Origin of the sequence: Pseudocitrobacter sp. 73, assembly GCF_008369545.1 — a bacterium.
GTDB lineage: Bacteria > Pseudomonadota > Gammaproteobacteria > Enterobacterales > Enterobacteriaceae > Pseudocitrobacter > Pseudocitrobacter vendiensis.
In genome coordinates, this window is record NZ_VTZO01000006.1 from 154914 (window position 1) to 175521 (window position 20608).

The following is a 20608-nucleotide window of genomic DNA, read 5'->3' on the forward strand; positions in this document are numbered from 1 at the left end:
CAAAATTTTTTTCGCCGCTAATATGTGCCTCCACAACGATTCCTCTGTAGTTCAGTCGGTAGAACGGCGGACTGTTAATCCGTATGTCACTGGTTCGAGTCCAGTCAGAGGAGCCAAATTCGAGAAGCCCGCTTTTAGCGGGCTTTTTGCTATCTGCAAATCAGAAACGCTCACTTCCCGCACCGATATTCACCGGCATGCCCGAGCGGCGCTGCATTTCGCTTTGCGCCCGGTTAGCATCTACCCCTTCTCCGCGCACGAAAGCCTGCATGGCTGGCGTGACCGGGAGCGGGACTTTTTTATCTGATTCATATTCTGAGCGGTTACGGGATAACGGCTCGTGAACTTCCAGCCAGCGGCTACCGTCTGGTTCGGTGGTGTATTTCACCGGGCGGTCAATAATTTGCACCCGTGTGCCCACCGGCACCGTATCAAATAAATATTTGATATCGTCATTGCGCAGGCGAATACAGCCCTGGCTTACGCGCAGGCCAATACCAAAATTCGCATTGGTGCCGTGGATGGCATACAGCCTGCCAATATATATAGCGTACAGCCCCATCGGGTTTTCTGGCCCGGCAGGCACCATCGCAGGCAACGTTTTGCCCTCTTTGGCGTATTCACGGCGCGTATTGGCCGTCGGCACCCAGGTGGGTCCTTCCTGCTTACGCTCCACTTTCGTTACCCAGTTGCGCGGCGTTTCACGCCCTGCCTGGCCAATACCAATCGGCAGCACCTCAACGCTGCTGCCGTCTGGTGGATAGTAATAGAGGCGCATCTCCGCGACGTTAATCACGATACCTTCTCGCGGTGTATCGGGAAGGATGAGCTGCTGCGGGATGGTCAGCGTCGTACCGCGCGCGGGAAGATAAACATCCACGCCAGGGTTGGCCTCCAGCATATTGCTCAGCCCCTGCCCATAGCGGGCGGCGAAGGCTTCCAGCGGGAAGTTACTGTCGAGAGGGACGATGATTTTTAACGGGCTACCGACCAGTCGGCTTCCTTCCGGGGGCAGCGGGTAGGTCACCGCCAGAACGCTCTGGCTGGCAAGCAGCAGCATAGCGGAGCATAACCGTTTGACACGACGCATAATTTCCCTTCCTCAGCCGTGAAAGATAATTGTTAATTATAGCTTTTTTGTTCACCTTCCGCTGATAAAAGCAGTGATTAACGAGGGGAATTTTATATAGGCTAAGCGAAACCGCTCCAGTGCGGAGCGGTGAGGAAAAGATTACTTCTCTGGCAGGACGATATTACTTTCGGCTAACGTCCCCATGTTGTTATAAATAGCGCAGGCGGATTCCACGATATGCATCGCCATTGCCGCCCCACTTCCTTCACCCAGACGCATCTGCATATTGAGATACGGCTCAAGCTGTAATGCTTCCAGCGCGATACGTGCGCCCTTCTCCGCCGACAGATGCGAGGGGATCAGATACGGTTTGACCGAGGGGGCGATTCGACACGCAGCCAGCGCCGAGGCGTAAGAAAGGAAGCCGTCCAGTACCACCGGAAGACCACAGGATGCCGCACCCAGCATCACGCCCGTCATGCCGACTAAATCGAAACCGCCCACTTTTGCCAGCACATCCACGCCATCAGCCGCATTGGGCTGATTAACCGCGATTGCGCGTCGCACCACATCCACTTTATTCGCCAGTTGTGCCTGGGGCAGGTTCGCGCCAATCCCTACGGATTCCTGCGGATCGGCGCCCGTTAACACACTGACAATCGCCGCGGCGGGCGTGGTGTTCGCCATGCCCAACTCGCCAACGCCAAACAGCGTTACCCCCTGCTGTGCCAGATTTTGCGTATAGCGGATGGTTTCCAGCAGCAATTCCTGCGCCTGTTGATGGCGCATTGCCGGGCCACGCGCAATGTTGCCACTGCCGCGCGCCACTTTCATGTTCACCACATCAGGGATAGGATCGGCGTCAATCCCGACATCAATCACATGCACTTTCGCCCCCGCCTGCGCCGCCAGTACGCAAACGCCGGTATTATGACGCGTCATGTTAACGGTCTGAATCGCAGTGACCACCTGCGGCGAAATCGCCACGCCTTCATGCCAGACGCCATGATCGGCGCACATCACCAGAATCGCTTTTTGCGCGACCTGCGGCTTACCTTTTAGCCCCGGCATGCCCGCTAACTGTATCGCCAGCGCTTCCAGGCGTCCCAGGCTTCCCGGCGGTTTAAGCAACCCGTCGATATGGTGTTGCGCCTGCGCCATCGCGGCGCTATCTAACGCCGGAATGGCGGCGAGCAGCGTTGAGAGTGTTTGCATCTTTTTCCCCGATGTTCCGTTAAGGCTGGCTTAAATTAACGCCAGCAGAAAGATAAGTTCGCCCAGTTCAATGCTTGCGCCCATGGTGTCACCCGTCTGGCCGCCCAGGGTACGTTTGAGCAACTGACCAAGGATAAAGACGGCAATAAAGGTCACCAGAAGCGCACGTAGCCCATGTGCTCCCAGCAGCGTCACCACCAGTACCGCAGTCAGCGCGAGGGTCAACGCCGCCTGGCGAAAGGTAACTTTGCCAATAAACAGATTGCCCAGCCCCTCTTCACGCGCGTAGCGGTGGCGATACATCAGCAGCACCACACAGCCGCGACCGGCGATACAGGCACAGGCCAGCGCCGCCAGCATCGGTGTATCACGCAGCGCTACTTCATTCACCGCCAGCACTTTGCCAAGCAGAACAAAAATGAGCGCTAATCCACCGTGCGTGCCCAGGCGACTGTCGCGCATGATCTCCAGCATTTTTTCGCGACGACGCGCAGAGAAGACCCCATCACAAGTATCGGCCAGGCCATCCAGATGGAATCCCCCGGTCAACAGCGCCAGCGCCAGCACCGCAAAAAATGCCGCCAGCGGCACACCGCACCAGGGCTGTAACAGCATAAAGACCAGTCCGCTTAATGCCCCCAGCAGTAAACCGACGAGGGGAAACGTAACAACGCCACGGACATACTGGTCGATATCCAGGCCCTGCGACCAGCGCTGAGGCACCGGCAAACGGCTCATAAACGACAGCGTGGCAAAGAAGATCCTGCTCATTTTATTTTGACTCCAATTCCTGACACCACCAGCCAGACGTCATCCGCCGCCTGCGCCAGTTTTTGATTCACTCGTCCGGCAATGTCGCGAAAATGGCGTGCCAGACGGTTCTCCGGCACGATCCCCATTCCCACTTCATTGGTTACCAGCACCACTAATGATGGGCAGCGCTGGCAGGCTATAATAAGCTTCTCAATTTCCAGGTCCACCGCCCTTTCCAGCGCCGCGAAATCCCAGTTATCGACATCGCCTTCCCCGCCGTTGGCAAACAGCACGTTGGTCACAAGCGTCGTCACGCACTCCAGCAAAATCGCTTCTTCGGGATCGTTTGTCGGGGCGATCACCGCGTCTAAATCCTGCCAGCGTTCGGCAGTCCGCCAGTGCGCCGGACGACTATCGCGGTGATGCTGAATGCGCGCGTCCATTTCCGCATCGGTAATTTGCGAGGTGGCGATGTAAAGCACGTGCGGGTATTCGCGCAGCAGTGATTCCGCGTGACGGCTTTTACCGCTGCGCGCGCCACCGGTAACCAGTATCATGATTGCGGCTCCTGATAGTCGTGCATAATCTGATAAATCTTCTCAATATCAATATGTTCACGCATCGCGTTGGCGAGAATATCAAACTGCTGCGCTTTGTAATCGGCATAGCTCACCGTGACGTCCAGCGCGGAAAGCCCTTTGCGCTGACGCAGAGCGTTAACGATGCCGCGCGTGAAAGCATCGCTATCGAATAAACCGTGCAGATAGGTGCCGAATACCAGCCCATCGTCGCTGACCGCGCCGTCGGCAAGCGTGGAGCCGTCCGGGCGATGCAGCTCCAGCGCCGCGCGACAGTGCGCGTGGCGGGTGGTGGTCCCCATATGGATTTCGTACCCGGAAATATCCATCCCGGAGACATTCGCCAGCCAGCCGGGGAGCGTGGTTTGCAGGCGCGCGCGCGTTTGCTCGGTAGTTTTCTCCGGCGCAAACAGCGTGTCTGTCGCCAGCAGCCCCAGACCCGGTAGTACGCCGAGCCCCGATTCAATCTCATCGGTAATCGTTTCGCCAAGCATCTGATAGCCGCCGCAAATGCCCATCACCGGCGTGCCTTCGCGATGCCGTGCCAGCAGCGCCTGCGCAAGGCCGCTTTGCCGCAACCAGTTAAGATCGCCGAGCGTATTTTTGCTGCCCGGTAGAATGATGAGGTCGGCATCGGCCAGTTCCTCCGGCGTGCGCACATAACGCACGCGCACATCCGGCTGCGCCGCCAGCGCGTTGAGGTCGGTGAAGTTGGATAAGTGTGGAAGTTGCGCCACCGCGATGGTCACCGGGCGATCGCCCACATGTCGATAAAGCCCTCGCTGCATAGCAACGCTGTCTTCCTCTTCAAGGTCAACATCCAGCCACGGCATCACGCCGAGCACTGGTACGCCGGTAAGGTCTTCAATCTGTTTAACACCAGGCATCAGCAGCGAGACATCGCCGCGAAACTTATTGATGATCACCCCTTTGACCCGCGCGCGCTCATGTTCAAGTAGCAGCGCCAGCGTGCCATAAATGGAAGCAAAAACGCCCCCCCGGTCGATGTCAGCCACCAGAATCACCGGGCACTGCGCCAGTTCGGCCATGCCCATATTGACGATATCGCGATCGCGCAGATTAATTTCCGCCGGGCTCCCCGCGCCTTCCAGCACCAGCGCGTTGTACTCCTGCCCAAGGCTGGTATAGACCTCAAGAATTTGCTGACGCAGGCGCGGCTTATAGTCGTGATAGCTTACGGCGTCCATATCGGTCATGACTTTGCCCATCAACACCACCTGCGCCTTGCGGTCGCTGGTCGGTTTGAGCAGCACCGGGTTCATGCGTACATCCGGCGTAATACCGGCGGCTTCCGCCTGAAAAATCTGCGCACGCCCCATCTCTTTGCCATCCGGCGTGATGCCGGAATTAAGGGCCATATTCTGCGATTTAAACGGCGCGGTCTTTAGCCCGTCCTGATGAAAAATACGGCACAGCCCCGCCACCAGCACACTTTTGCCGACGTCGGACGCGGTGCCCTGAATCATAATTGCCTGCGTCATCATGCATGTTCCTGATTGTTGTTGCGCATACGGCTGAAAAATTCATCTTCGGTTTTACACAGCGGCAGGCCGAGTTGGGCATGCAGCTTTACCAGCCAGGGCTGCGTCAACCCGGCTTTTGCCATCACATCCGCACGGGAAAATACCTCTCCCGGCGCCCCCTCGGCCAGCACTTCGCCACGGTGCATGACATACACCGCATCGCTCACTTCATAAATCAGGTCAATATCGTGGCTGGAGATCACCACGTGATTGCCCTGGCTAACAATGCGCCTGATTATCTCAATCATCTGCGTACGCCCGGACGGATCAAGCCCCGCAGTCGGTTCATCGAGCAACAGATAGCGCGCCTTCAGCACCAGCGCGCCGGCAATCGCCACGCGCTTTTTCTGCCCGTGGCTGAGACACTGAATCGGCTGATGACGAAAATGCTGTGCATCCACCAGCGTCAGCGCGTCCTCGACGCGGCGGGCGATTTCCGCCGCATCCACGCCCAGGTTGCGTAGCGCGAACGCAATATCACTGTCGATGTCGGTGTAGAAGATTTGCTGGTCCGGGTCCTGAAAGACAGTGGTGACCTGCTGGCGAAGCGCCAGCAGCCCGCGTTTGCTGTATTCCAGCGGCTTGCCCTGCCACAGTACCGCGCCCTGCTGCGGGCGTAATATGCCGCTTAAATTCATAAACAGCGTCGATTTCCCGCAGCCGTTTGCGCCCACCAGCCCGGTAACGGCGTGCGCAGAAAAATCAAGATTCAGACCGTTCAACACAGGCGAGTCCTGATAGCGAAAACAGAGATTGTTGATCGCGAGCATCCGGGCCCCTAAAGGTGAAAATCACCCTGATAAAGTTTGATATCCAGCGTTGTCGCCATCTGCTGATAACGCATAAGCACCCTCGTGAACAGCAACCCAACCAGCATCGCCAGCGAGTGATACCCTTTCGGCAGACTACGATACCCAAAACGCAGCGTCTGTGCGCGATGAATGGCCAGTGCTTCATCTAACAGAATAAAAATGAACCGCCAGGTCAGCAGAATTTGTTCGGTGATTAAGCGCGGCACCCGCGCGCGCTGTAGCAAAACGATGAGCTGATCGAACGGCAGATTAAGCACCAACCAGAACGTCGCCGACAACGCGCACAGGCTACGCCAGAATGTGTCGTTGGCGGTGAAAAGCCCTGACGGCGTCATGCCCAGCCAGTAATGACCAATGGAAATGCCCCACCACAGGCTTTGCGGGTCGCGGCTGATACTGAACAAAATCGTCAATACGCCCACCAGCAAAAAACCCAGCGGCAGCGCCATCCAGCGGCACCAGCGCCACAGGGATATGCGCGCAATAAAGCAGGTTAGCGCGGCGGTAAACAGCAGCGTTATCACGCGCCCAAGAACGGGCAGCGTAAATGCCAGCACCATCAGCAACAGCCAGAGCAGAAATTTCCACCCCGGCGCAATATGCCGCCAGCGGCTCTGATAGCTGATGCGGTCAAGCCCGGTCATCACGACGCTGGCGTCCTTTGGTGTAGCCAAGAATATAGAAAATTACCGCCGCGCCAATGGAGCCTTGCAGCGTGAACAGTAAACTTTCAATCTCGCCGCTGGCCGGTTCATACAGCGGCTGGAACCACGGTTGATAGTCGGGCGCGACCACCTGAATCTGGTTCTCCGCTTCACCGTCCGACCCGCCATATTCGCCGCCGTGATTAATGAAAAACGGCAGGATCACCAGCGCAATTACCATCGCCAATAGAATCAACGTCTTTTTCATTTAATGCCCCTGTACGGAAATCAACTGTCGTTTGGTAAGCTGATCGTAAATCAGCACCGTTAATAACCCTTCAGCAATAGCGATTGGGATCTGCGTCAGGCAGAAGATCCCCATAAATTTGACGATGGAACCTGTTGCGCCCGTTTCAGGGTCCGGGAACGCAACGCCCAGCTGTACTGAGGTGACGAAATAGGTCACCAGATCCGCCAGCATGGCGCACAAAAATACGCACACATCGCGACGCAGCCCGGCGCGGCAGGCCATCTTCCACACCAGATACCCGACTACCGGGCCAATGACCGCCATCGACATCCCGTTGGCGCCGAGCGTGGTTAACCCGCCGTGGGCCAGCAATAACGCCTGGAACAACAGAACAATGGCGCCCAGAATCGCCACCACGCCGGGGCCAAACAGAATCACCGCCAGCCCAACTCCGGTGGGGTGCGAACAGCTTCCGGTGACCGACGGAATTTTCAGTGCGGAGAGCACGAAGATAAACGCTCCACACAGCGCCAGCAGCACCTTCTGATGATTATCTTCCGCCACGATGCGGCGCAGGCGCACTAAGCCGTACCACAGGCACGGCAGAAACAGCAGCCACCAGGCCAGCGCCCACATCGGCGGTAAAAAACCTTCCATAATGTGCATAGCGAAAGCCTGCTCGGGTACCACCATCAGCAGCAGCGCGACGGCGAGGCCGCTCAGGGAAAGCTGTTTCAGTTGTTTTTCAAGGATCATTACGCTGACCTCCACTGTTTATTGACCAGGATGGTGGAGAAATACGGCAGCGGCTGATCGTCGCTCACCTCCGCCAGATTGTGCCAGCACTGCTCGCCGGGCAGCGTGGCTTCCGCCATCATCAACGCACACTCCAGCAGCCCCGCCTGCGCCAGTAGCGCCTTGATGCGGGCGAAGCGGCCATACACCTTCATCAGTACCAGGCTGTCGTGCTGCGCCAGCGCCTGAGCAATCTCCGATTCTGGCGCGGTACAGGCAATCACCGCCATCGACTGCTGCTCCATGGCCAGTGGCGTTTTGCTGCGGGCGGCAATGGCGGCAAACGAGGTCACGCCAGGCACAATCTCCAGCCAGTCTGGATTGCCAATACGCGCCAGCAGAAAGACCCAGGTGCTGAAGAGCATCGCGTCGCCCAGCGTGATAAATCCGACCTGTTTGCCGGCTTCCACTTCCTGCACCAGCGCGGCGGCGACCTCGTTCCAGACAGCTTCTTTTTCCGCGCTGTCGGCGCTCATTGGGAAGTGACAGCAGCGAACTTCGGTCTGTTCGCCGAGATACTCCCGCACAATGGAGAGCGCTAAACTATCGCCACCTTTACGTCCGGCGGGCGCATACAAAATATCGAGCGAGCCCAGCGTGCGGGCGGCGCGAACGGTAATCAGATCGGATGCCCCGGGCCCGGTGCTCAGCGCATATAATTTCCCCGTCATGCGGCTTCTCCCAGCGTTTCATTAAGCGCCTGATGTAAATGCTTCACAAACATCGCCCGCACCTGCGGGTTTTCGCCCAACCCACACAGCCACGGTGTGGCGGGGATCCCGGCAGCGTTAAATAAGGTTTTCCACGAGTCTTCTTCATCAGAAGCCATGTCGTTGATCGCATGATCGCCCGCGACCAACATCAGTGGCATCAGGTGAACCGCGCGAACGCCTTCGCGTTGCATGCTGGCAATCAGACCGTCCACTTCCGGGTAACTCTCAACCGCGCCGACGCGTGCAGGAAACTGCTGCGCGGTCATCATATGGTCTAAACAGGCGTAGGCGGCAAAGGCATGGTGGCTGGCGCCGTGGCCCATAAAGACCACTTTCTCGTTAGCGGTGAGCGCGGGCATTTGCTGGCGCAGCGCTGACATCAGCTCAACGTAGTCATCGTGGGTGCTCAGTAAAGGCGCGCCCAGCGTCAGGCGGGAAAATTGCGGGCGCAGAGATTGCACTTCGCTGGCAATCTTTTCGTACTCATCACCGTTGATAATATGCAGCGATTGAATCGCCACATCCTGATATCCCTGCTCCGCCAGTTTTTGCAACGCCTGCAATGGGGTATCAATCTCAATACCGTCGCGCTGTTTCAGCTTGCGGATAATCATCCCGGACGTGAAAGCGCGAAACAGGTCGCGATCCGGGCAACTGGCGGCAAGCTCACGCTCGCAGGCAACGATATTTTTTTCGCAGGTTTCGGGGTAGCTGGTGCCGAAACTGACGACCAGAAGGGCTTTTTTCATCGATTCTCTCCTTCCGCCGTCGCCAGCCAGCGTACAATACGCCGCTGCACATCGGCGCGGTTTTCCAGTAGTTCCTCTCCCGACACCAGCGGTGCCGGGCGCGTAATCACGATGCAGGGAATACCCGCATCCAGACAGGGCTGTACTTTTTCCTGATAACCGCCCTCAGCGCCTGAGGATTTGGTAATCACCACATCGGCGTGGCACTGGCGGTAAAACGCGGCGTTAAACTCCGCACTGAACGGGCCGCAGAGTGCAAAAATCTCGCCCACCCCGAAACCCAGTTCGACACACTGGTTTATCACTTCAGGTACCGGTAGTACGCGGGCCAGCAGCGTTTTCTCCGGCAGGCCCGCACGCCACTGCGCTAAATCTTTACTGCCGGTGGTGAGCAATACGCGCTCGCCAAAACGCTTCGCCATGTCGCACGCCTGGCGGATATCTGGCACAAAATGAAGCAACGGATGGGTGAGTTCGCGTAGCTGTTCCGGGCGCTGATAGCGGCTCAGCACTACGCCCGCCGCTTCGCAGGCGCGCACTACGTTACGGCTCACGACTTCGGCGTAAGGATGCGACGCGTCGATCACCCAGCGCGTGTTGTTTTCTTTTAACCACGTCATCATCTGCGCCAGCTCCAGCCGCCCGCAGCGTACCTGGCCGCGAATATCGCCCGCCAGTTGCTGCCCGGTTGGCGTAGCAACGGAAAGGGTGTAATGCACATTCGCGGCATCCAGCAGCAGGCAGATCATCCGCGCATCGCTGGTGCCGCCAATGACCAACACATCGCCGAAACTCACAGCACATACCCTCGCGGCGTGATCATCAGGCCATCCTGCACATAGGTGGTTTTATTGCCGACAATCACCAGGCTTGTCATATCCACCGGCGCAAAATCCATCTCGCCAAGGGTGGTTACCCATTTTTCCTCTTTCTTACGCCCCGCCGATTTCACCACGCCCACCGGCGTATTCGCACTTTTACTGGCGGCAAGCAGTTCAAACGCGCGCGCCAGGTGTCCTTCGCGACCCCGGCTGCGCGGGTTATAGAAACAGATAACAAAGTCAGCCTCTCCGGCGGCGATAATGCGTTTTTCAATAACCGGCCACGGCGTCAGCAGGTCGCTCAGGCTGATGTGGCAGAAGTCATGCATCAGCGGCGCGCCAAGCAATGACGCCGCCGCAATACTGGCGGTCATGCCAGGAATAAGCCGCACTTCAACGTCCAGTTTCTGTTTGCTGACCAGCTCCAGCACCAGCCCCGCCATGCCGTAAATACCGGCATCGCCGCTGCTGATCAGCGCCACGTTGTGCCCGGCCTGCGCCAGGTCAATAGCAGTCTGGCAACGCTCAATCTCCTTGCACATGCCGGTTTTGATAACCTGCTTGTCGCCGGTAAAGGCTTTCACCAAATGGGTATACGTTTTATAACCGACGATAATTTCCGCCGCCTGTAACGCTTCCACGGCTTCCATGGTCATCATTGCCTGCGAGCCAGGGCCAATTCCAATAACGGTTAACATCAGTGTGCTACTCCCAAAGTGATGGTGACGCCCTGTTCGCGCAGGGTCTCTCCGGTGATATTGCCCTCACTCAGCAACCAGGCCGATGGGCCGGAGACGCTGCCAACGCCCACCGTCTGGCGGACAAAATCAGAGGAGGTAAATCGGTGTTCATGTTCACTCAACGCGTCGGCGCTGAAGGTGTAAAACGGCACGCGGCAGGCAGCAGCAAGCTCGTTCAGCGCAGCTTCCTCTTTTTTAAGCTCAATGCTGCCGATAGCTTTCAACGCCAGCGGGTCAACATTTTGCGCTGCCATCAGGCGCTCAAGCAGGGCGAAGACGCGTTTACCGGGGGTATCGCGACGACAGCCAATCCCGGCCACAACACGCTGTGGAACCAGCTTCCAGTGTCTGATGGCAATATCAGGTAAGTCACGCTGCAGCGTGATACACACGAGCGCATCCAGTTCCGGTAACGACTGCAAATCGGCAACGGCAATAAACCCACGGCTATCACACTGACTGAGTGCCTGCTGAAAAGGCGCATCGCACCACAACCCTATCCGCTTCCCGCTTACCAGCATCTGGTTGACGGTTTTTACCGTCGCGCGAAAATCGACCATTCGCGCATATAGCTGAAAGGCCAGCGTATCGAGTGACGCCAGTTGGTTCACATCTGTCGCGGTCGTAATCACCGGCTCAGCATCCAGCAAATCGGCCAGATAACGCGTCAGGGCATTCGCCCCGCCTGCATGTCCCGAAAGCAGGCTGATAACATGACGACCCTGCTCATCAATAACGATCACCGCCGGGTCACTAAACTTGTCGGCGATCACCGGTGCCAGCACGCGAACGGTAATCCCCGTTGCACCAATAAAAATCAGCGCAGAATAGTTCGCGAACGCCTCACGGGCAGCCTGCGCGAATCCCCCCTCAAAGGGACTAAACCCCTCTTCCAGCAAGCTTTCACTGGTAAAACAGGTCATCGGCAACAGGGCCGATAAGCGTTTTGCCAAACGAACTCCGCCGGGCGTCAGGCAAAACAGCGCTATTGACTCAGGCTTTACGATATTCATGGCTAAAGTCCGCGGCATAGAGTTTTGAATAGTGGTATTCATCGCCCAAAAATTTCCCCACCAGAATCAGCGCTGTTTTGCGAATGCCCGCATCGCGCACTTTGTCGGCGATATCTGCCAGTGTGCCGCGTACAGTCTGGCTTTCGGGCCAGGTCGCTTTGTAGATGACCGCAACGGGCGTCGTTGCCGGATACCCGCCTTCAATCAGGCGTTCGGCAACGCGGTTGATTCGCTGGACGGAGAGATAAATCGCCATTGAGGTTTGATGCTGTGCGAAAGATTCAAGCTGTTCGCGTTCCGGGACCGGCGTGCGTCCTTCAAGACGCGTAATGATGAGACTTTGCGACACTTCCGGCACGGTGTACTCGACGCCCAACTCTGCCGCCGCCCCCAGAAAAGCGCTCACGCCCGGCACCACCTGCCACGCAATCCCTCTGCGGGTTAACTCTTCCCCCTGCTCGCGCACGGAACCATAGAGCGAGACATCGCCCGTTTGCAGGCGAACCACGGTTTTTCCTGCTTTGATGCCCGCCTCCATCACATCGAGAATTTGCGTCAGGTGGAGCTCAGCGCTGTCGTAGTACTGCGCTTCCACCGGGCAGTATTCCAGCAGTTCCGTGTTGATAAGCGATCCGGCGTAAATCACCACTTGTGCTTGCTGTAGTAACCGGTAGCCCTTAAGGGTAATCAGTTCCCGGTCACCGGGGCCTGCGCCCACAAACCAGACGCAACGGGGGTCGAATGTTTCAGACATGCGCTTCTTCCTTCTGACAGGCGATGACATAAACGGGGTTATTCGCTTTAAAATAGTGACCGCTACCGAGCGGCATACGTGCTGATACCTGAATGTGCTGGCAATCCACCTCAACACACCCACGTGCTTGCAGGTGCGCCAACGCGGCATTAAGGTTTTCCTGCAGGATAAAGGTCATCACCAGTCGCCCGGCGGGATGGAGTTGCTCAAATGCCCAGTCGATAAGCGCGGGTAACTCGCCGCCGCTACCGCCCACGAAAATGGCATCAGCTTTCTCTTTTACCGCAACAGGGGCGTGCGCCTGAACAATCGAGATGTGTTCACAGCCGAAATGGCGGCAATTCTGAGCCATCAGGTCGAGCGCCGCCGGGTTGCGTTCAATCGCAGTAACCTGAAGCGCGGGAAAATGCACTGCGGCTTCAATGGAGACGCTTCCCGTACCTGCGCCAACATCAATAAAATGGTCAGCACGGTGCAGTTCCAGCTTTGATAACGCCAGTGCGCGGACCACTTCTTTGGTCATCGGGACTTTTTCACCGCGTAAAAACAGTTCATCTTTCATCAAGGATCACCACGGTATTCATGCCATAGTCAGCATTGACCTCACTGACGCGCAGCCAGTGGATCTGTTCATTTTCCATCGCCAGATTTTCGCCAATCACCATCCAGCGTTCCCCTTTTCCCCGCGCGACGAGTTGCGCCGCAATATGACGCGGGCCGCACCGGGCATCCGTCACCATCGCCACTTTGCGCTGACGAGCCAGTTCATCAAAAGAAACCTCACGGCCATGGCTGCTGGTCAGCCACATTTCGTTCATATCAATACCCGCGCGGGCGCAGAGGTATTGCACGGCGCTAATGCCCGGCACAATACGCACTGCTTCACGCCCAAAATGCGCCACCATGCGCGTACCAATGCCGTAAAACAGGGGGTCGCCAGAGGCCAGCACAACGATGTTCTGGTGCTGATGTTCGGTTATCCACACCAGCAGTTGCGCAATATCGGCATCAAGAAGACGCTGCTCGCCGTTAAATTCGGGGAACTGCGCCAGATGACGTTTCGCCCCCACCAGTGCATCGGCTTGCGCGATAGCGTTCTGTGCCAGCGGCGTAATCAGCGTTAATCCGGCCGGCCCCATACCCACAACGGTTAACATTGCAGCGCCTCCACAATGTCACTGACCGGGCGATTACTGCCCAGGACCTGGTTATCAAAGGCGAACATGATGGCGTCGCAAACAGGCGGCGTTTTGGTGTAGCGGAGTTTTTGCAGTACCCGCATGCAGATACGTTCGGCAAGATGGTTGTAGATATGCTGGAAACCGTAAGCGTCGATGTGCTCCATCGCCGCCTCAGTGGTATCGCAGTCACCGACCAGCGTCAGCAGTTCGAGCGGTGCGCCCAGCAGCGCCAGATGCGCCACCAGCGTTTCCATTCTCGCATCCGCGATATGGCTGTGGGTGTGGAAAATCCCGGCGGCTATTTTGATAAGCTTGCCGGGATGGCCAATGAGGACAATGTGCTGATACCCCAGACGCACCGCCTCTTCCACCATGTAGCCGACGAAATTGCTCATGGTGACCACCACATTACTGTCGATGCCCATTTGTTCCCGGACAAAGCGCTCACCGTGGTTCCCCGGCACCAGCACGACTCGCGTCAACCCGGCAGCACGTTTGATCTCCAGTTCCAGCGACAGGGAGCGTTTCCAGCTCTCTTCTGACATCGGTGTAACAATTCCCGTCGTGCCCAGAATCGAAATACCGCCAACAATACCGAGCCGCGCGTTATAGGTTTTCAGCGCCCGCTCTTCACCTTCCGGGGCAAAAATTTCCACATCTGCGCCGCGCAATGGGCCGATAGCTTCACGGACGGCGGCTTCAATCGTCTGACGTGGTGTGCGGTTAATCGCCGCGCTTCCCAACGGCAGCCCCACCCCTTTGCGGGTGACGGTGCCAACACCTTCACCGCCGCGCAGCACAATCTCGCCGCTGTCGTTCAGGCTGACACGGGCAAAAATCAGCATGCCGTGAGTGGCATCAATATCGTCACCACCATCTTTACGTATCGCCGCCACGGCCTGCTGCCCTTCAATGTGCGGCGATTCCACGTTCAGGTTGAGCGTCACGCCAGAGGGCGTAACGATAGAGACCTGGTGGATGACATGCTGACGCAGCACCATCAGCGCCGCGACTTTCGCCGCCGCAGTGGCACAGGACCCCGTGGTATAGCCCTTACGCAGGGGCTTACCGTTGTGCCAGACAGGTGCATCAAATGCCGCGTCACTCATTTCGCATCTCGCAGATGATAGAGAATGGCATTCACAATCGCCGCCGCCACATTACTTCCCCCTTTACGCCCCAGCGCAGCAATGGCGGGAAAATCACTGTGCGTCAGCGCCTCTTTAGATTCCGCCGCACCCACAAACCCGACCGGAACGCCCACCACACCGCTCACCTTTACAGGATGCTCCAGCAGACGGAACAAGGCCGTCGGTGCGTTGCCGAATACAAACACCTTTTCACCCTCTTCACGCACTGCGATATCGACCGCCGCCATTGAACGCGTGATGCCCTGCGCCTTCGCTTCGCGCACTACGCGCGGGTCACTGATATAGCAGCGGCATTCGCCGCCAGAGTTTGCCAGCAGCGGTTTGTTGATGCCGGAGAGCGCCATTGTTGTATCGGTGTAGAGCGTGCAAGGGCGGCTTAACGCTGCGGTTAGCTGCTCCAGGGCATCGGCGGAAAACCATAAAATGTCCAGCCATTCGAAATCGGCGGTGGTGTGAATGACCCGTTTGATAATCGCTTCATGGAGCGGGCTGGCGAACCGATAATCAGGTCGGGTTTCGCGGATTATCTCGCCAATAATGTCAAAGCTTTTGGCCTCAATGGCCTGTGGCTGGCGGATGTAATTCATGTGCTACTCCTCAGGCCGCACCAGCAACCAGCCACCGTGCCGTCATAAACAGCACCAGCGCCAGCGTGGAAGCAACCCACATCAGTCGAATCGTTCGGGATATGTCACCTACAGAAATGTCGCGTCGCGCGTCGCCTATCCACGGCTTCTCAACACGCTCACCAAAGTAGTCATTCGGGCCACCGAGACGGATACCCAGCGCACCGGCAACGGTAGCTTCAGACCATGCACAGTTGGGGCTGCTGTGGAGATGGCGATCGCGCCAGCCGATACGTAACGCGGCAGCGGCGTTGTCGCGGCAAAGAAATGCGGCGGCGCTGAGCAACAGCCAGCTCAGACGCGCAGGAATGAAGTTGGCGACGTCGTCCAGCCGGGCGCTCACCATGCCAATCGCGCGGTATTTCTCATGTTTGTAGCCGACCATGGAATCGAGGGTATTGACGGCTTTATACGCCATTGCCAGCGGCGCACCGCCAAGCATCAGGAAGAAGAGCGGCGCGATAATGCCATCGACGCTGTTTTCGGCAACCGTCTCGACCACAGCGCGGTTAATCTGCTCGGGTTGCAGTTGCGACGTGTCACGTCCCACTATCCAGGAGAGTTTTACGCGGCTTTCCGCCAGGTCGCCCGCCTGTAACGGGCGTTCTACAGCGCGCGCAGCATCGGCGAGGCTGCGCGCGGCAAGCACGGTGAAAATCATCCAGATTTCAACCGCCCAGCCCAGCCAGCTATGGAGCGTAAATGCCAGTGCCAGCACACTCCAGGAAAGCGTCCAGGTCACGCCGACCACCACCAGCCACATCACCCCGCCACCGATACGCAATGCGCGATCGCTGTGGCAGTAACGGCGCACCTTTGTCTGCACCGCGTTGATAAGCGCGCCCATCCAGCGTACCGGATGCGGCCAGTTATGCGGGTCGCCAATAAGCACGTCGAGTATCCAGGCGATACACCAGGCAAGCAGCGTCATCGTGCGCTCCTCGCGGCATTGAGCCAGTGTGCCAGCATCATCGGATGCTGGGCGAAGTGCACGTGCAGATAGCTGGCAAACGTGTTGCCAACCTGCCAGCCACCTGACCAGGTTTGTAGAGTCTGTCCATCACGCACTTTGCGACAATCGAGGACCGCCGGGGTTTGCGGGGAGAAGTCAGAGTAGTGAAACTCGTGGCCCCGCAGCGTTTCACCGGGGGCCGCCAGCAGGGTCTGCTCACGAGCCTGCGCCTCGCAGTAGCCAAAACGCGTCAGCCGTTTGCCCATTTTGCTGTGACCGGGAATGATATTTGCCATCGGGTGGATTTCGCCCTGCGCATCTTCAAGCGTACTGCCGAGATACATCAGGCCGCCACATTCGGCGTAGATAGCCACACCGCGTGCGTGCGCCGCGCGAAGTTGTGCGAGCATCGCCTGGTTTGCCGCCAGCGCCCTGGCATGCAACTCCGGGTAGCCACCACCCAGCCAGATCATCTGGCACTCCGGCAGCACGTTATCGTGCAGGGGGCTAAAGCGCACAACATTGATACCCGCACGCGCGATCAGCGCGATATTGTCGGGATAGTAGAAATTGAACGCCTCATCGTCCGCCAGCGCCAGAGTGATATTTTCGCCATCCAGAACAGCAGGCAGAGGCGGCCATTCGCCCTGAGGATCGTTTTCAAGGGCACTTAGCGTCAGCAGTTTTTCGATATCCATCGTCAGTGCGAGGGTGTCAGCAAAATCGCGCCATGGCTGTTGGGTCACCACAGACTCACGCGCGGTAACTAACCCAAGGTGGCGTTCCGGCAGAGCAACCCCCGCCACGGAAGGAACGTAGCCAAGTACTGGCAGCGCGCAGTAGCGCTCAATGGCGGTTTTTAAAAGCTGGAAATGGCTGTCGCTGTTGACGCGATTGACAATCACGCCCGCGATATTCAAAGAGGGGTCAAAATGTTGAAAACCCATGACCGTCGCGGCAATGGAGGTTGAAACGGCTTTGCCGTCAACCAGCAGAATGACCGGACAACCCAGTTGTTTCGCCATCGCAGCGGTGCTGCACTGGTTAGGGTCGGAACCTATTCCGTCATAAAGGCCCATCACACCTTCAATGACCGCAATATCCGCCTGTTGCATCTGCTCATTAAACAGGGCGTTCAGCACCAGGGCGGGCAGCATAAAACTATCAAGGTTACGAGAGGCGACACCGGATACCGCCGTATGCCAACCGGTATCAAGGTAATCCGGGCCCACTTTGTAAGGCTGTACCCGCCATCCGCGTTGTTTCAGCAGGCTCAGTAAGCCAAGCGTTACCGTGGTTTTGCCACAGCCGCTGCCGGTTCCTGCAAGAATGAATGCGTAACGTCTGGCCGCCATACCCCGATCCCTGTCAGGGTGGTAGGGGAACATCAGGATGCGCGTATACCCGGTCTTTCGACCGCACGCTTCTGAGCAACCCACTTCCCACCGAAGTTGTTGAGATGTACCGACAGGCAGGTCTTCTGGCTTAGCGTCATCCTCGCCCGTCCTTCCCAATCTCGCGATCAGTGGTTATTACGGGGTCGTCAGCATTACAGCAGCGGGGGCTGCGGGGGATTTACACCCCCTTCCCTGACACATTACGTGTCTGACCTGTCGGTTTTACATGATGAGCAGCCGTTATACTGCTCATCACAAAATGATGTGTTAACGAATGCATAAAGCGAAAAAATCAATTCGCAATAACGCCGTTATCTCATCACAAAAATAATTGTCGTTGCAGTTTATCTCTCTTAAATCACTATTTTGTTGCGCTGTGACAATTTATTGCATGGCGCGAGATTTTTTCATGCTACATCGCTATCCGTGCAATACAGTATCAAAAATCGGCAATGCAAATCAGGCCGATTCTTCTGAACGCTTTTCGCTAATTTGCTGGCGATACGCCTGCGGCGTTATCTGGTAGGTGTGGCGAAAAACCTTGCAGAAATAGCTGGTCTGAGAAAATCCTAAATTACGGGCAATACTGGCAATGCTCCAGTTACTGTGGCTCAGCAACTCTTTGGCGCTCGCCATACGTTGTTGATTTACCCAGGCGTTGAAGCCAATACCCTGATACTTTTTAAACAGTTTGCTGAAGTAATAAGGGCTAAGATAAACATGAGAAGCCACCTCTTCGAGACGAAGTTCATCCGACAAATGCGCATCAATGTAACGTAGTGCTTTATTCATTTTACTGTCATGAGGATTCGTCTCCCGTACGGAACGGGGCAATGCCGCCTGCTGAGGGTTATCTTTAATCACCACAAAATTAAGCTGCTTTTTAAGGCAGTTTTCTACTATCAATTTCAGGAGATCCGCAGAAGCCATCACCCGCGAAAAATCCATTTCCGGGACATTGCGAAATTCATTAAGCAGTTCTGGATCGGCCTGCCAGCGATCATCAATATTCAGAATATCAATCATGCCCGTCTCCGCTTCATTGCGCACACGCACCTGGCCACACAGAACGAACCCGACAAGATGCCCGGCAATCACCAGTGGAATAGAAATATCCGTTAACCCGGCATGACAGCGATAGATGCACGGCTGGTCTGATTTCGACGCCTCCAGCCCACCGCAGCGATCGCTCATCCGGCAGCGAGTGCTGTGCTGCGGATGCTGACGCATCATCTGGCAAAATGAGGTGAAATTAAACAGCTCAGAAATTTCATCACCATGAATATTGACCACCACAACCGCCAGACTGGTGGCTTGTGCAAAATCCTGTGCGATTTTATTAATGAGTTCTGAGTTCAGTGTACTCGCAGAAATCATGATAAAACCCCTCAGTTAATCCATTGTTATAATGCAACATTATTTTTACACACCTATTTCATATCATCTTTAATCCTTATCGATGGCATGACGTAAGGTTGACAATAACAAAAGCCCCTCGAAGCTGAGAGACTTTTTAATAAATTCGGAAAGCAGATCACGAAATAATAATGAATAAAATGTTACCGCTGTTCAAAGGCCTAATGAATGCATTATTTAATATTCACGGGCAAATTATTACTGATCAAATAACGATAAATTGCCGCCCCCGCACAAGCCCCAATGAGCGGCGCGATCAACGGAACGATAAAGTAAGGAATATCACGCCCACCCGTGATAGCGACATTTCCCCACCCGGCAAGCCAGGTAAAAAGTTTGGGGCCAAAGTCACGCGCAGGATTCATCGCGAACCCCGTCAGCGGCCCGGTTGCTGCGCCAATCACCGCCACCAGAATACCAATAAGCAACGGCGCCAGCGGGCCTTTGGGCACACCATTACCATCGTCCGTCAGCGCCATAATCAACCCCATCAGCATGGATGTAATGACGATTTCAACCAGCGCGGCCTGCCAAACGCTCAGCCCCGCAGCCGGGTAAGTGCTAAATATTCCCGCCAGTTGCAGACTCTCGACACTTCCACGAACCATATCGTGAGCGGTTTCAAATTCAGTGAAAAGAGAGGCATACAACAGATACGCAAGCAGCGCGCCGCAAAACGCGCCAGCAAACTGAGCGACGGCGAAGGGGAGCACTTTGCGCCCTGGAAATTGAGCAAACAGCCAAAGCGCAACCGTGACGGCCGGATTAAGGTGCGCACCAGAGATCCCCGCGGTTAAGTACACGGCAAGCGAGATCCCAAGCCCCCAGACAATGCAAATCTCCCATAAGCCGAAGCTCGCGCCCGCAACAACCGCAGCGCTCAGGCAACCGATACCAAAAAAGAGAAACAGCCCAGTACCTAAAAATTCGGCAATACATTGTGCTTTTAGTGAATCATTCATGGTGACACCTTTTAAGCGGAGTTGTGTCTTAGCCAGCGGATCCATTGCTGACGGTGCAAAACGTCGGCCCTTACTATAAAAAGTGGTCCATGAAAATTGTTGGCAACCTGAATAAATACACGTCTGAAAAATCGCCTTGCAATAGCAAATTCTTGCTATGCCCGTTTCACCTTTCCACACGCACCGGGTATTTCAGCTAATTATTTCATTTTTTAAAATGTGAAAATATTGCTTTTTTTAGATGTCTTTTTTTCTATAAACATCACATATCGGTTTATTGTCGCTTAGCAAACAATGTTTTCGCTGTCATCAACAAAAATGTAAATATGGATGGTTAATAGCTAATTATTCACATAAATAAAAACCCTCAAAACGAATAAAATCATCAACATAAAACAAACCATGACAATTTTATGCCATGGCTACACCACTATTTTTTCACGCATAAATTCAAGTCAGCCATTCTTTTT

The 20608-nt window shown here is 56.0% G+C and carries 23 protein-coding genes, 1 tRNA gene and 1 riboswitch; of the genes, 1 reads left to right on the plus strand and 23 read right to left on the minus strand.

Annotation, left to right across the window (positions count from 1 at the left end; all coding sequences use genetic code 11):
• The first annotated feature begins 40 nt into the window (after window positions 1-40).
• A tRNA-Asn gene (locus F0Q32_RS05715) sits at window positions 41-116 on the plus strand.
• Window positions 117-160: 44 nt separating this feature from the next.
• On the opposite strand, the gene ldtA is transcribed toward F0Q32_RS05715, so the two are convergent.
• The 23 genes from ldtA to pduF form a co-directional block, all read right to left on the minus strand.
• On the minus strand, window positions 161-1090 hold the full coding sequence (gene ldtA / locus F0Q32_RS05720; protein WP_149462298.1) for a L,D-transpeptidase: 930 nt from the start codon (window positions 1088-1090) through the stop codon (window positions 161-163).
• Between the two features lie 141 nt (window positions 1091-1231).
• Window positions 1232-2287 (minus strand): nicotinate-nucleotide--dimethylbenzimidazole phosphoribosyltransferase, encoded by a 1056-nt coding sequence (gene cobT / locus F0Q32_RS05725; protein WP_149462299.1) that lies wholly within the window; start codon window positions 2285-2287, stop codon window positions 1232-1234.
• Between the two features lie 30 nt (window positions 2288-2317).
• Window positions 2318-3058 (minus strand): adenosylcobinamide-GDP ribazoletransferase, encoded by a 741-nt coding sequence (gene cobS / locus F0Q32_RS05730; protein ID WP_149462300.1) that lies wholly within the window; start codon window positions 3056-3058, stop codon window positions 2318-2320.
• Entirely contained in the window at window positions 3055-3600 is a 546-nt protein-coding gene (cobU, locus tag F0Q32_RS05735) for a bifunctional adenosylcobinamide kinase/adenosylcobinamide-phosphate guanylyltransferase (protein WP_149462301.1), read from the minus strand. Before cobU ends, cobS begins: the two co-directional genes overlap by 4 nt.
• Window positions 3594-5120, minus strand: a complete 1527-nt coding sequence (locus F0Q32_RS05740) for a cobyric acid synthase (protein WP_149462497.1) — start codon at window positions 5118-5120, stop codon at window positions 3594-3596. Before F0Q32_RS05740 ends, cobU begins: the two co-directional genes overlap by 7 nt.
• Entirely contained in the window at window positions 5120-5932 is an 813-nt protein-coding gene (locus F0Q32_RS05745) for an energy-coupling factor ABC transporter ATP-binding protein (protein WP_149462302.1), read from the minus strand. The genes F0Q32_RS05740 and F0Q32_RS05745 overlap by 1 nt, the downstream gene beginning before the upstream one ends.
• Window positions 5933-5940: 8 nt before the next feature.
• On the minus strand, window positions 5941-6618 hold the full coding sequence (locus tag F0Q32_RS05750) for an energy-coupling factor ABC transporter transmembrane protein (protein WP_149462498.1): 678 nt from the start codon (window positions 6616-6618) through the stop codon (window positions 5941-5943).
• Complete coding sequence (locus F0Q32_RS05755) at window positions 6605-6886, minus strand: energy-coupling factor ABC transporter substrate-binding protein (protein WP_015963893.1); 282 nt, start codon at window positions 6884-6886, stop codon at window positions 6605-6607. Before F0Q32_RS05755 ends, F0Q32_RS05750 begins: the two co-directional genes overlap by 14 nt.
• Window positions 6887-7624 carry a cobalt ECF transporter S component CbiM gene (gene cbiM, locus F0Q32_RS05760; protein WP_149462303.1) on the minus strand — a complete coding sequence of 246 codons (738 nt, stop codon included), beginning with the start codon at window positions 7622-7624 and terminating at the stop codon, window positions 6887-6889.
• Window positions 7624-8334: a cobalt-factor II C(20)-methyltransferase gene (locus F0Q32_RS05765; protein ID WP_149462304.1), complete on the minus strand. Its 711-nt coding sequence runs from the start codon at window positions 8332-8334 to the stop codon at window positions 7624-7626. The genes cbiM and F0Q32_RS05765 overlap by 1 nt, the downstream gene beginning before the upstream one ends.
• Window positions 8331-9125: a sirohydrochlorin cobaltochelatase gene (locus tag F0Q32_RS05770; protein ID WP_149462305.1), complete on the minus strand. Its 795-nt coding sequence runs from the start codon at window positions 9123-9125 to the stop codon at window positions 8331-8333. The genes F0Q32_RS05765 and F0Q32_RS05770 overlap by 4 nt, the downstream gene beginning before the upstream one ends.
• On the minus strand, window positions 9122-9922 hold the full coding sequence (locus tag F0Q32_RS05775; protein WP_149462306.1) for a cobalt-precorrin-6A reductase: 801 nt from the start codon (window positions 9920-9922) through the stop codon (window positions 9122-9124). The genes F0Q32_RS05770 and F0Q32_RS05775 overlap by 4 nt, the downstream gene beginning before the upstream one ends.
• Window positions 9919-10644 (minus strand): precorrin-3B C(17)-methyltransferase, encoded by a 726-nt coding sequence (locus F0Q32_RS05780; protein ID WP_149462307.1) that lies wholly within the window; start codon window positions 10642-10644, stop codon window positions 9919-9921. The genes F0Q32_RS05775 and F0Q32_RS05780 overlap by 4 nt, the downstream gene beginning before the upstream one ends.
• The gene (gene cbiG, locus F0Q32_RS05785) at window positions 10644-11699 is read right to left on the minus strand and encodes a cobalt-precorrin 5A hydrolase (RefSeq protein WP_149462308.1); all 1056 of its coding nucleotides are present in this window, start codon (window positions 11697-11699) and stop codon (window positions 10644-10646) included. The genes F0Q32_RS05780 and cbiG overlap by 1 nt, the downstream gene beginning before the upstream one ends.
• Complete coding sequence (locus tag F0Q32_RS05790; RefSeq protein ID WP_149462309.1) at window positions 11680-12453, minus strand: cobalt-precorrin-4 methyltransferase; 774 nt, start codon at window positions 12451-12453, stop codon at window positions 11680-11682. The genes cbiG and F0Q32_RS05790 overlap by 20 nt, the downstream gene beginning before the upstream one ends.
• Entirely contained in the window at window positions 12446-13015 is a 570-nt protein-coding gene (locus F0Q32_RS05795; protein ID WP_149462310.1) for a decarboxylating cobalt-precorrin-6B (C(15))-methyltransferase, read from the minus strand. Before F0Q32_RS05795 ends, F0Q32_RS05790 begins: the two co-directional genes overlap by 8 nt.
• Window positions 13005-13610, minus strand: coding sequence for a cobalt-precorrin-7 (C(5))-methyltransferase (locus F0Q32_RS05800; RefSeq protein WP_149462311.1), 606 nt, complete (start codon window positions 13608-13610; stop codon window positions 13005-13007). Before F0Q32_RS05800 ends, F0Q32_RS05795 begins: the two co-directional genes overlap by 11 nt.
• A complete protein-coding gene (gene cbiD, locus F0Q32_RS05805) occupies window positions 13604-14743 on the minus strand; it encodes a cobalt-precorrin-5B (C(1))-methyltransferase CbiD (RefSeq protein WP_149462312.1) in 1140 nt (379 codons plus the stop codon). Before cbiD ends, F0Q32_RS05800 begins: the two co-directional genes overlap by 7 nt.
• Complete coding sequence (locus F0Q32_RS05810) at window positions 14740-15372, minus strand: cobalt-precorrin-8 methylmutase (RefSeq protein ID WP_149462313.1); 633 nt, start codon at window positions 15370-15372, stop codon at window positions 14740-14742. The genes cbiD and F0Q32_RS05810 overlap by 4 nt, the downstream gene beginning before the upstream one ends.
• Window positions 15373-15382: 10 nt before the next feature.
• On the minus strand, window positions 15383-16342 hold the full coding sequence (gene cbiB / locus F0Q32_RS05815) for an adenosylcobinamide-phosphate synthase CbiB (RefSeq protein ID WP_149462314.1): 960 nt from the start codon (window positions 16340-16342) through the stop codon (window positions 15383-15385).
• Entirely contained in the window at window positions 16339-17718 is a 1380-nt protein-coding gene (locus F0Q32_RS05820) for a cobyrinate a,c-diamide synthase (protein WP_149462315.1), read from the minus strand. The genes cbiB and F0Q32_RS05820 overlap by 4 nt, the downstream gene beginning before the upstream one ends.
• Before the next feature lie 97 nt (window positions 17719-17815).
• Window positions 17816-17992, minus strand: a riboswitch (cobalamin riboswitch).
• A 227-nt stretch (window positions 17993-18219) separates the two neighbouring features.
• Window positions 18220-19137, minus strand: a complete 918-nt coding sequence (gene pocR, locus F0Q32_RS05825; RefSeq protein ID WP_149462316.1) for a regulatory protein PocR — start codon at window positions 19135-19137, stop codon at window positions 18220-18222.
• A 212-nt stretch (window positions 19138-19349) separates the two neighbouring features.
• Window positions 19350-20138: a propanediol diffusion facilitator PduF gene (gene pduF / locus F0Q32_RS05830; protein ID WP_149462317.1), complete on the minus strand. Its 789-nt coding sequence runs from the start codon at window positions 20136-20138 to the stop codon at window positions 19350-19352.
• Between the last annotated feature and the right edge of the window lie 470 nt (window positions 20139-20608).

What these genes read in the sequence shown, in the direction of transcription:
- ldtA (WP_149462298.1), bottom strand. Translation starts at nt 1,090, where the DNA reads ATGCGTCGTGTCAAACGGTTATGCTCCGCTATGCTGCTGCTTGCCAGC.
- cobT (WP_149462299.1), bottom strand. Translation starts at nt 2,287, where the DNA reads ATGCAAACACTCTCAACGCTGCTCGCCGCCATTCCGGCGTTAGATAGC.
- cobS (WP_149462300.1), bottom strand. Translation starts at nt 3,058, where the DNA reads ATGAGCAGGATCTTCTTTGCCACGCTGTCGTTTATGAGCCGTTTGCCG.
- F0Q32_RS05740 (WP_149462497.1), bottom strand. Translation starts at nt 5,120, where the DNA reads ATGACGCAGGCAATTATGATTCAGGGCACCGCGTCCGACGTCGGCAAA.
- F0Q32_RS05745 (WP_149462302.1), bottom strand. Translation starts at nt 5,932, where the DNA reads ATGCTCGCGATCAACAATCTCTGTTTTCGCTATCAGGACTCGCCTGTG.
- F0Q32_RS05750 (WP_149462498.1), bottom strand. Translation starts at nt 6,618, where the DNA reads ATGACCGGGCTTGACCGCATCAGCTATCAGAGCCGCTGGCGGCATATT.
- F0Q32_RS05755 (WP_015963893.1), bottom strand. Translation starts at nt 6,886, where the DNA reads ATGAAAAAGACGTTGATTCTATTGGCGATGGTAATTGCGCTGGTGATC.
- cbiM (WP_149462303.1), bottom strand. Translation starts at nt 7,624, where the DNA reads ATGATCCTTGAAAAACAACTGAAACAGCTTTCCCTGAGCGGCCTCGCC.
- F0Q32_RS05765 (WP_149462304.1), bottom strand. Translation starts at nt 8,334, where the DNA reads ATGACGGGGAAATTATATGCGCTGAGCACCGGGCCCGGGGCATCCGAT.
- F0Q32_RS05770 (WP_149462305.1), bottom strand. Translation starts at nt 9,125, where the DNA reads ATGAAAAAAGCCCTTCTGGTCGTCAGTTTCGGCACCAGCTACCCCGAA.
- F0Q32_RS05780 (WP_149462307.1), bottom strand. Translation starts at nt 10,644, where the DNA reads ATGTTAACCGTTATTGGAATTGGCCCTGGCTCGCAGGCAATGATGACC.
- cbiG (WP_149462308.1), bottom strand. Translation starts at nt 11,699, where the DNA reads ATGAATATCGTAAAGCCTGAGTCAATAGCGCTGTTTTGCCTGACGCCC.
- F0Q32_RS05790 (WP_149462309.1), bottom strand. Translation starts at nt 12,453, where the DNA reads ATGTCTGAAACATTCGACCCCCGTTGCGTCTGGTTTGTGGGCGCAGGC.
- F0Q32_RS05795 (WP_149462310.1), bottom strand. Translation starts at nt 13,015, where the DNA reads ATGAAAGATGAACTGTTTTTACGCGGTGAAAAAGTCCCGATGACCAAA.
- F0Q32_RS05800 (WP_149462311.1), bottom strand. Translation starts at nt 13,610, where the DNA reads ATGTTAACCGTTGTGGGTATGGGGCCGGCCGGATTAACGCTGATTACG.
- cbiD (WP_149462312.1), bottom strand. Translation starts at nt 14,743, where the DNA reads ATGAGTGACGCGGCATTTGATGCACCTGTCTGGCACAACGGTAAGCCC.
- F0Q32_RS05810 (WP_149462313.1), bottom strand. Translation starts at nt 15,372, where the DNA reads ATGAATTACATCCGCCAGCCACAGGCCATTGAGGCCAAAAGCTTTGAC.
- cbiB (WP_149462314.1), bottom strand. Translation starts at nt 16,342, where the DNA reads ATGACGCTGCTTGCCTGGTGTATCGCCTGGATACTCGACGTGCTTATT.
- F0Q32_RS05820 (WP_149462315.1), bottom strand. Translation starts at nt 17,718, where the DNA reads ATGGCGGCCAGACGTTACGCATTCATTCTTGCAGGAACCGGCAGCGGC.
- pocR (WP_149462316.1), bottom strand. Translation starts at nt 19,137, where the DNA reads ATGATTTCTGCGAGTACACTGAACTCAGAACTCATTAATAAAATCGCA.
- pduF (WP_149462317.1), bottom strand. Translation starts at nt 20,138, where the DNA reads ATGAATGATTCACTAAAAGCACAATGTATTGCCGAATTTTTAGGTACT.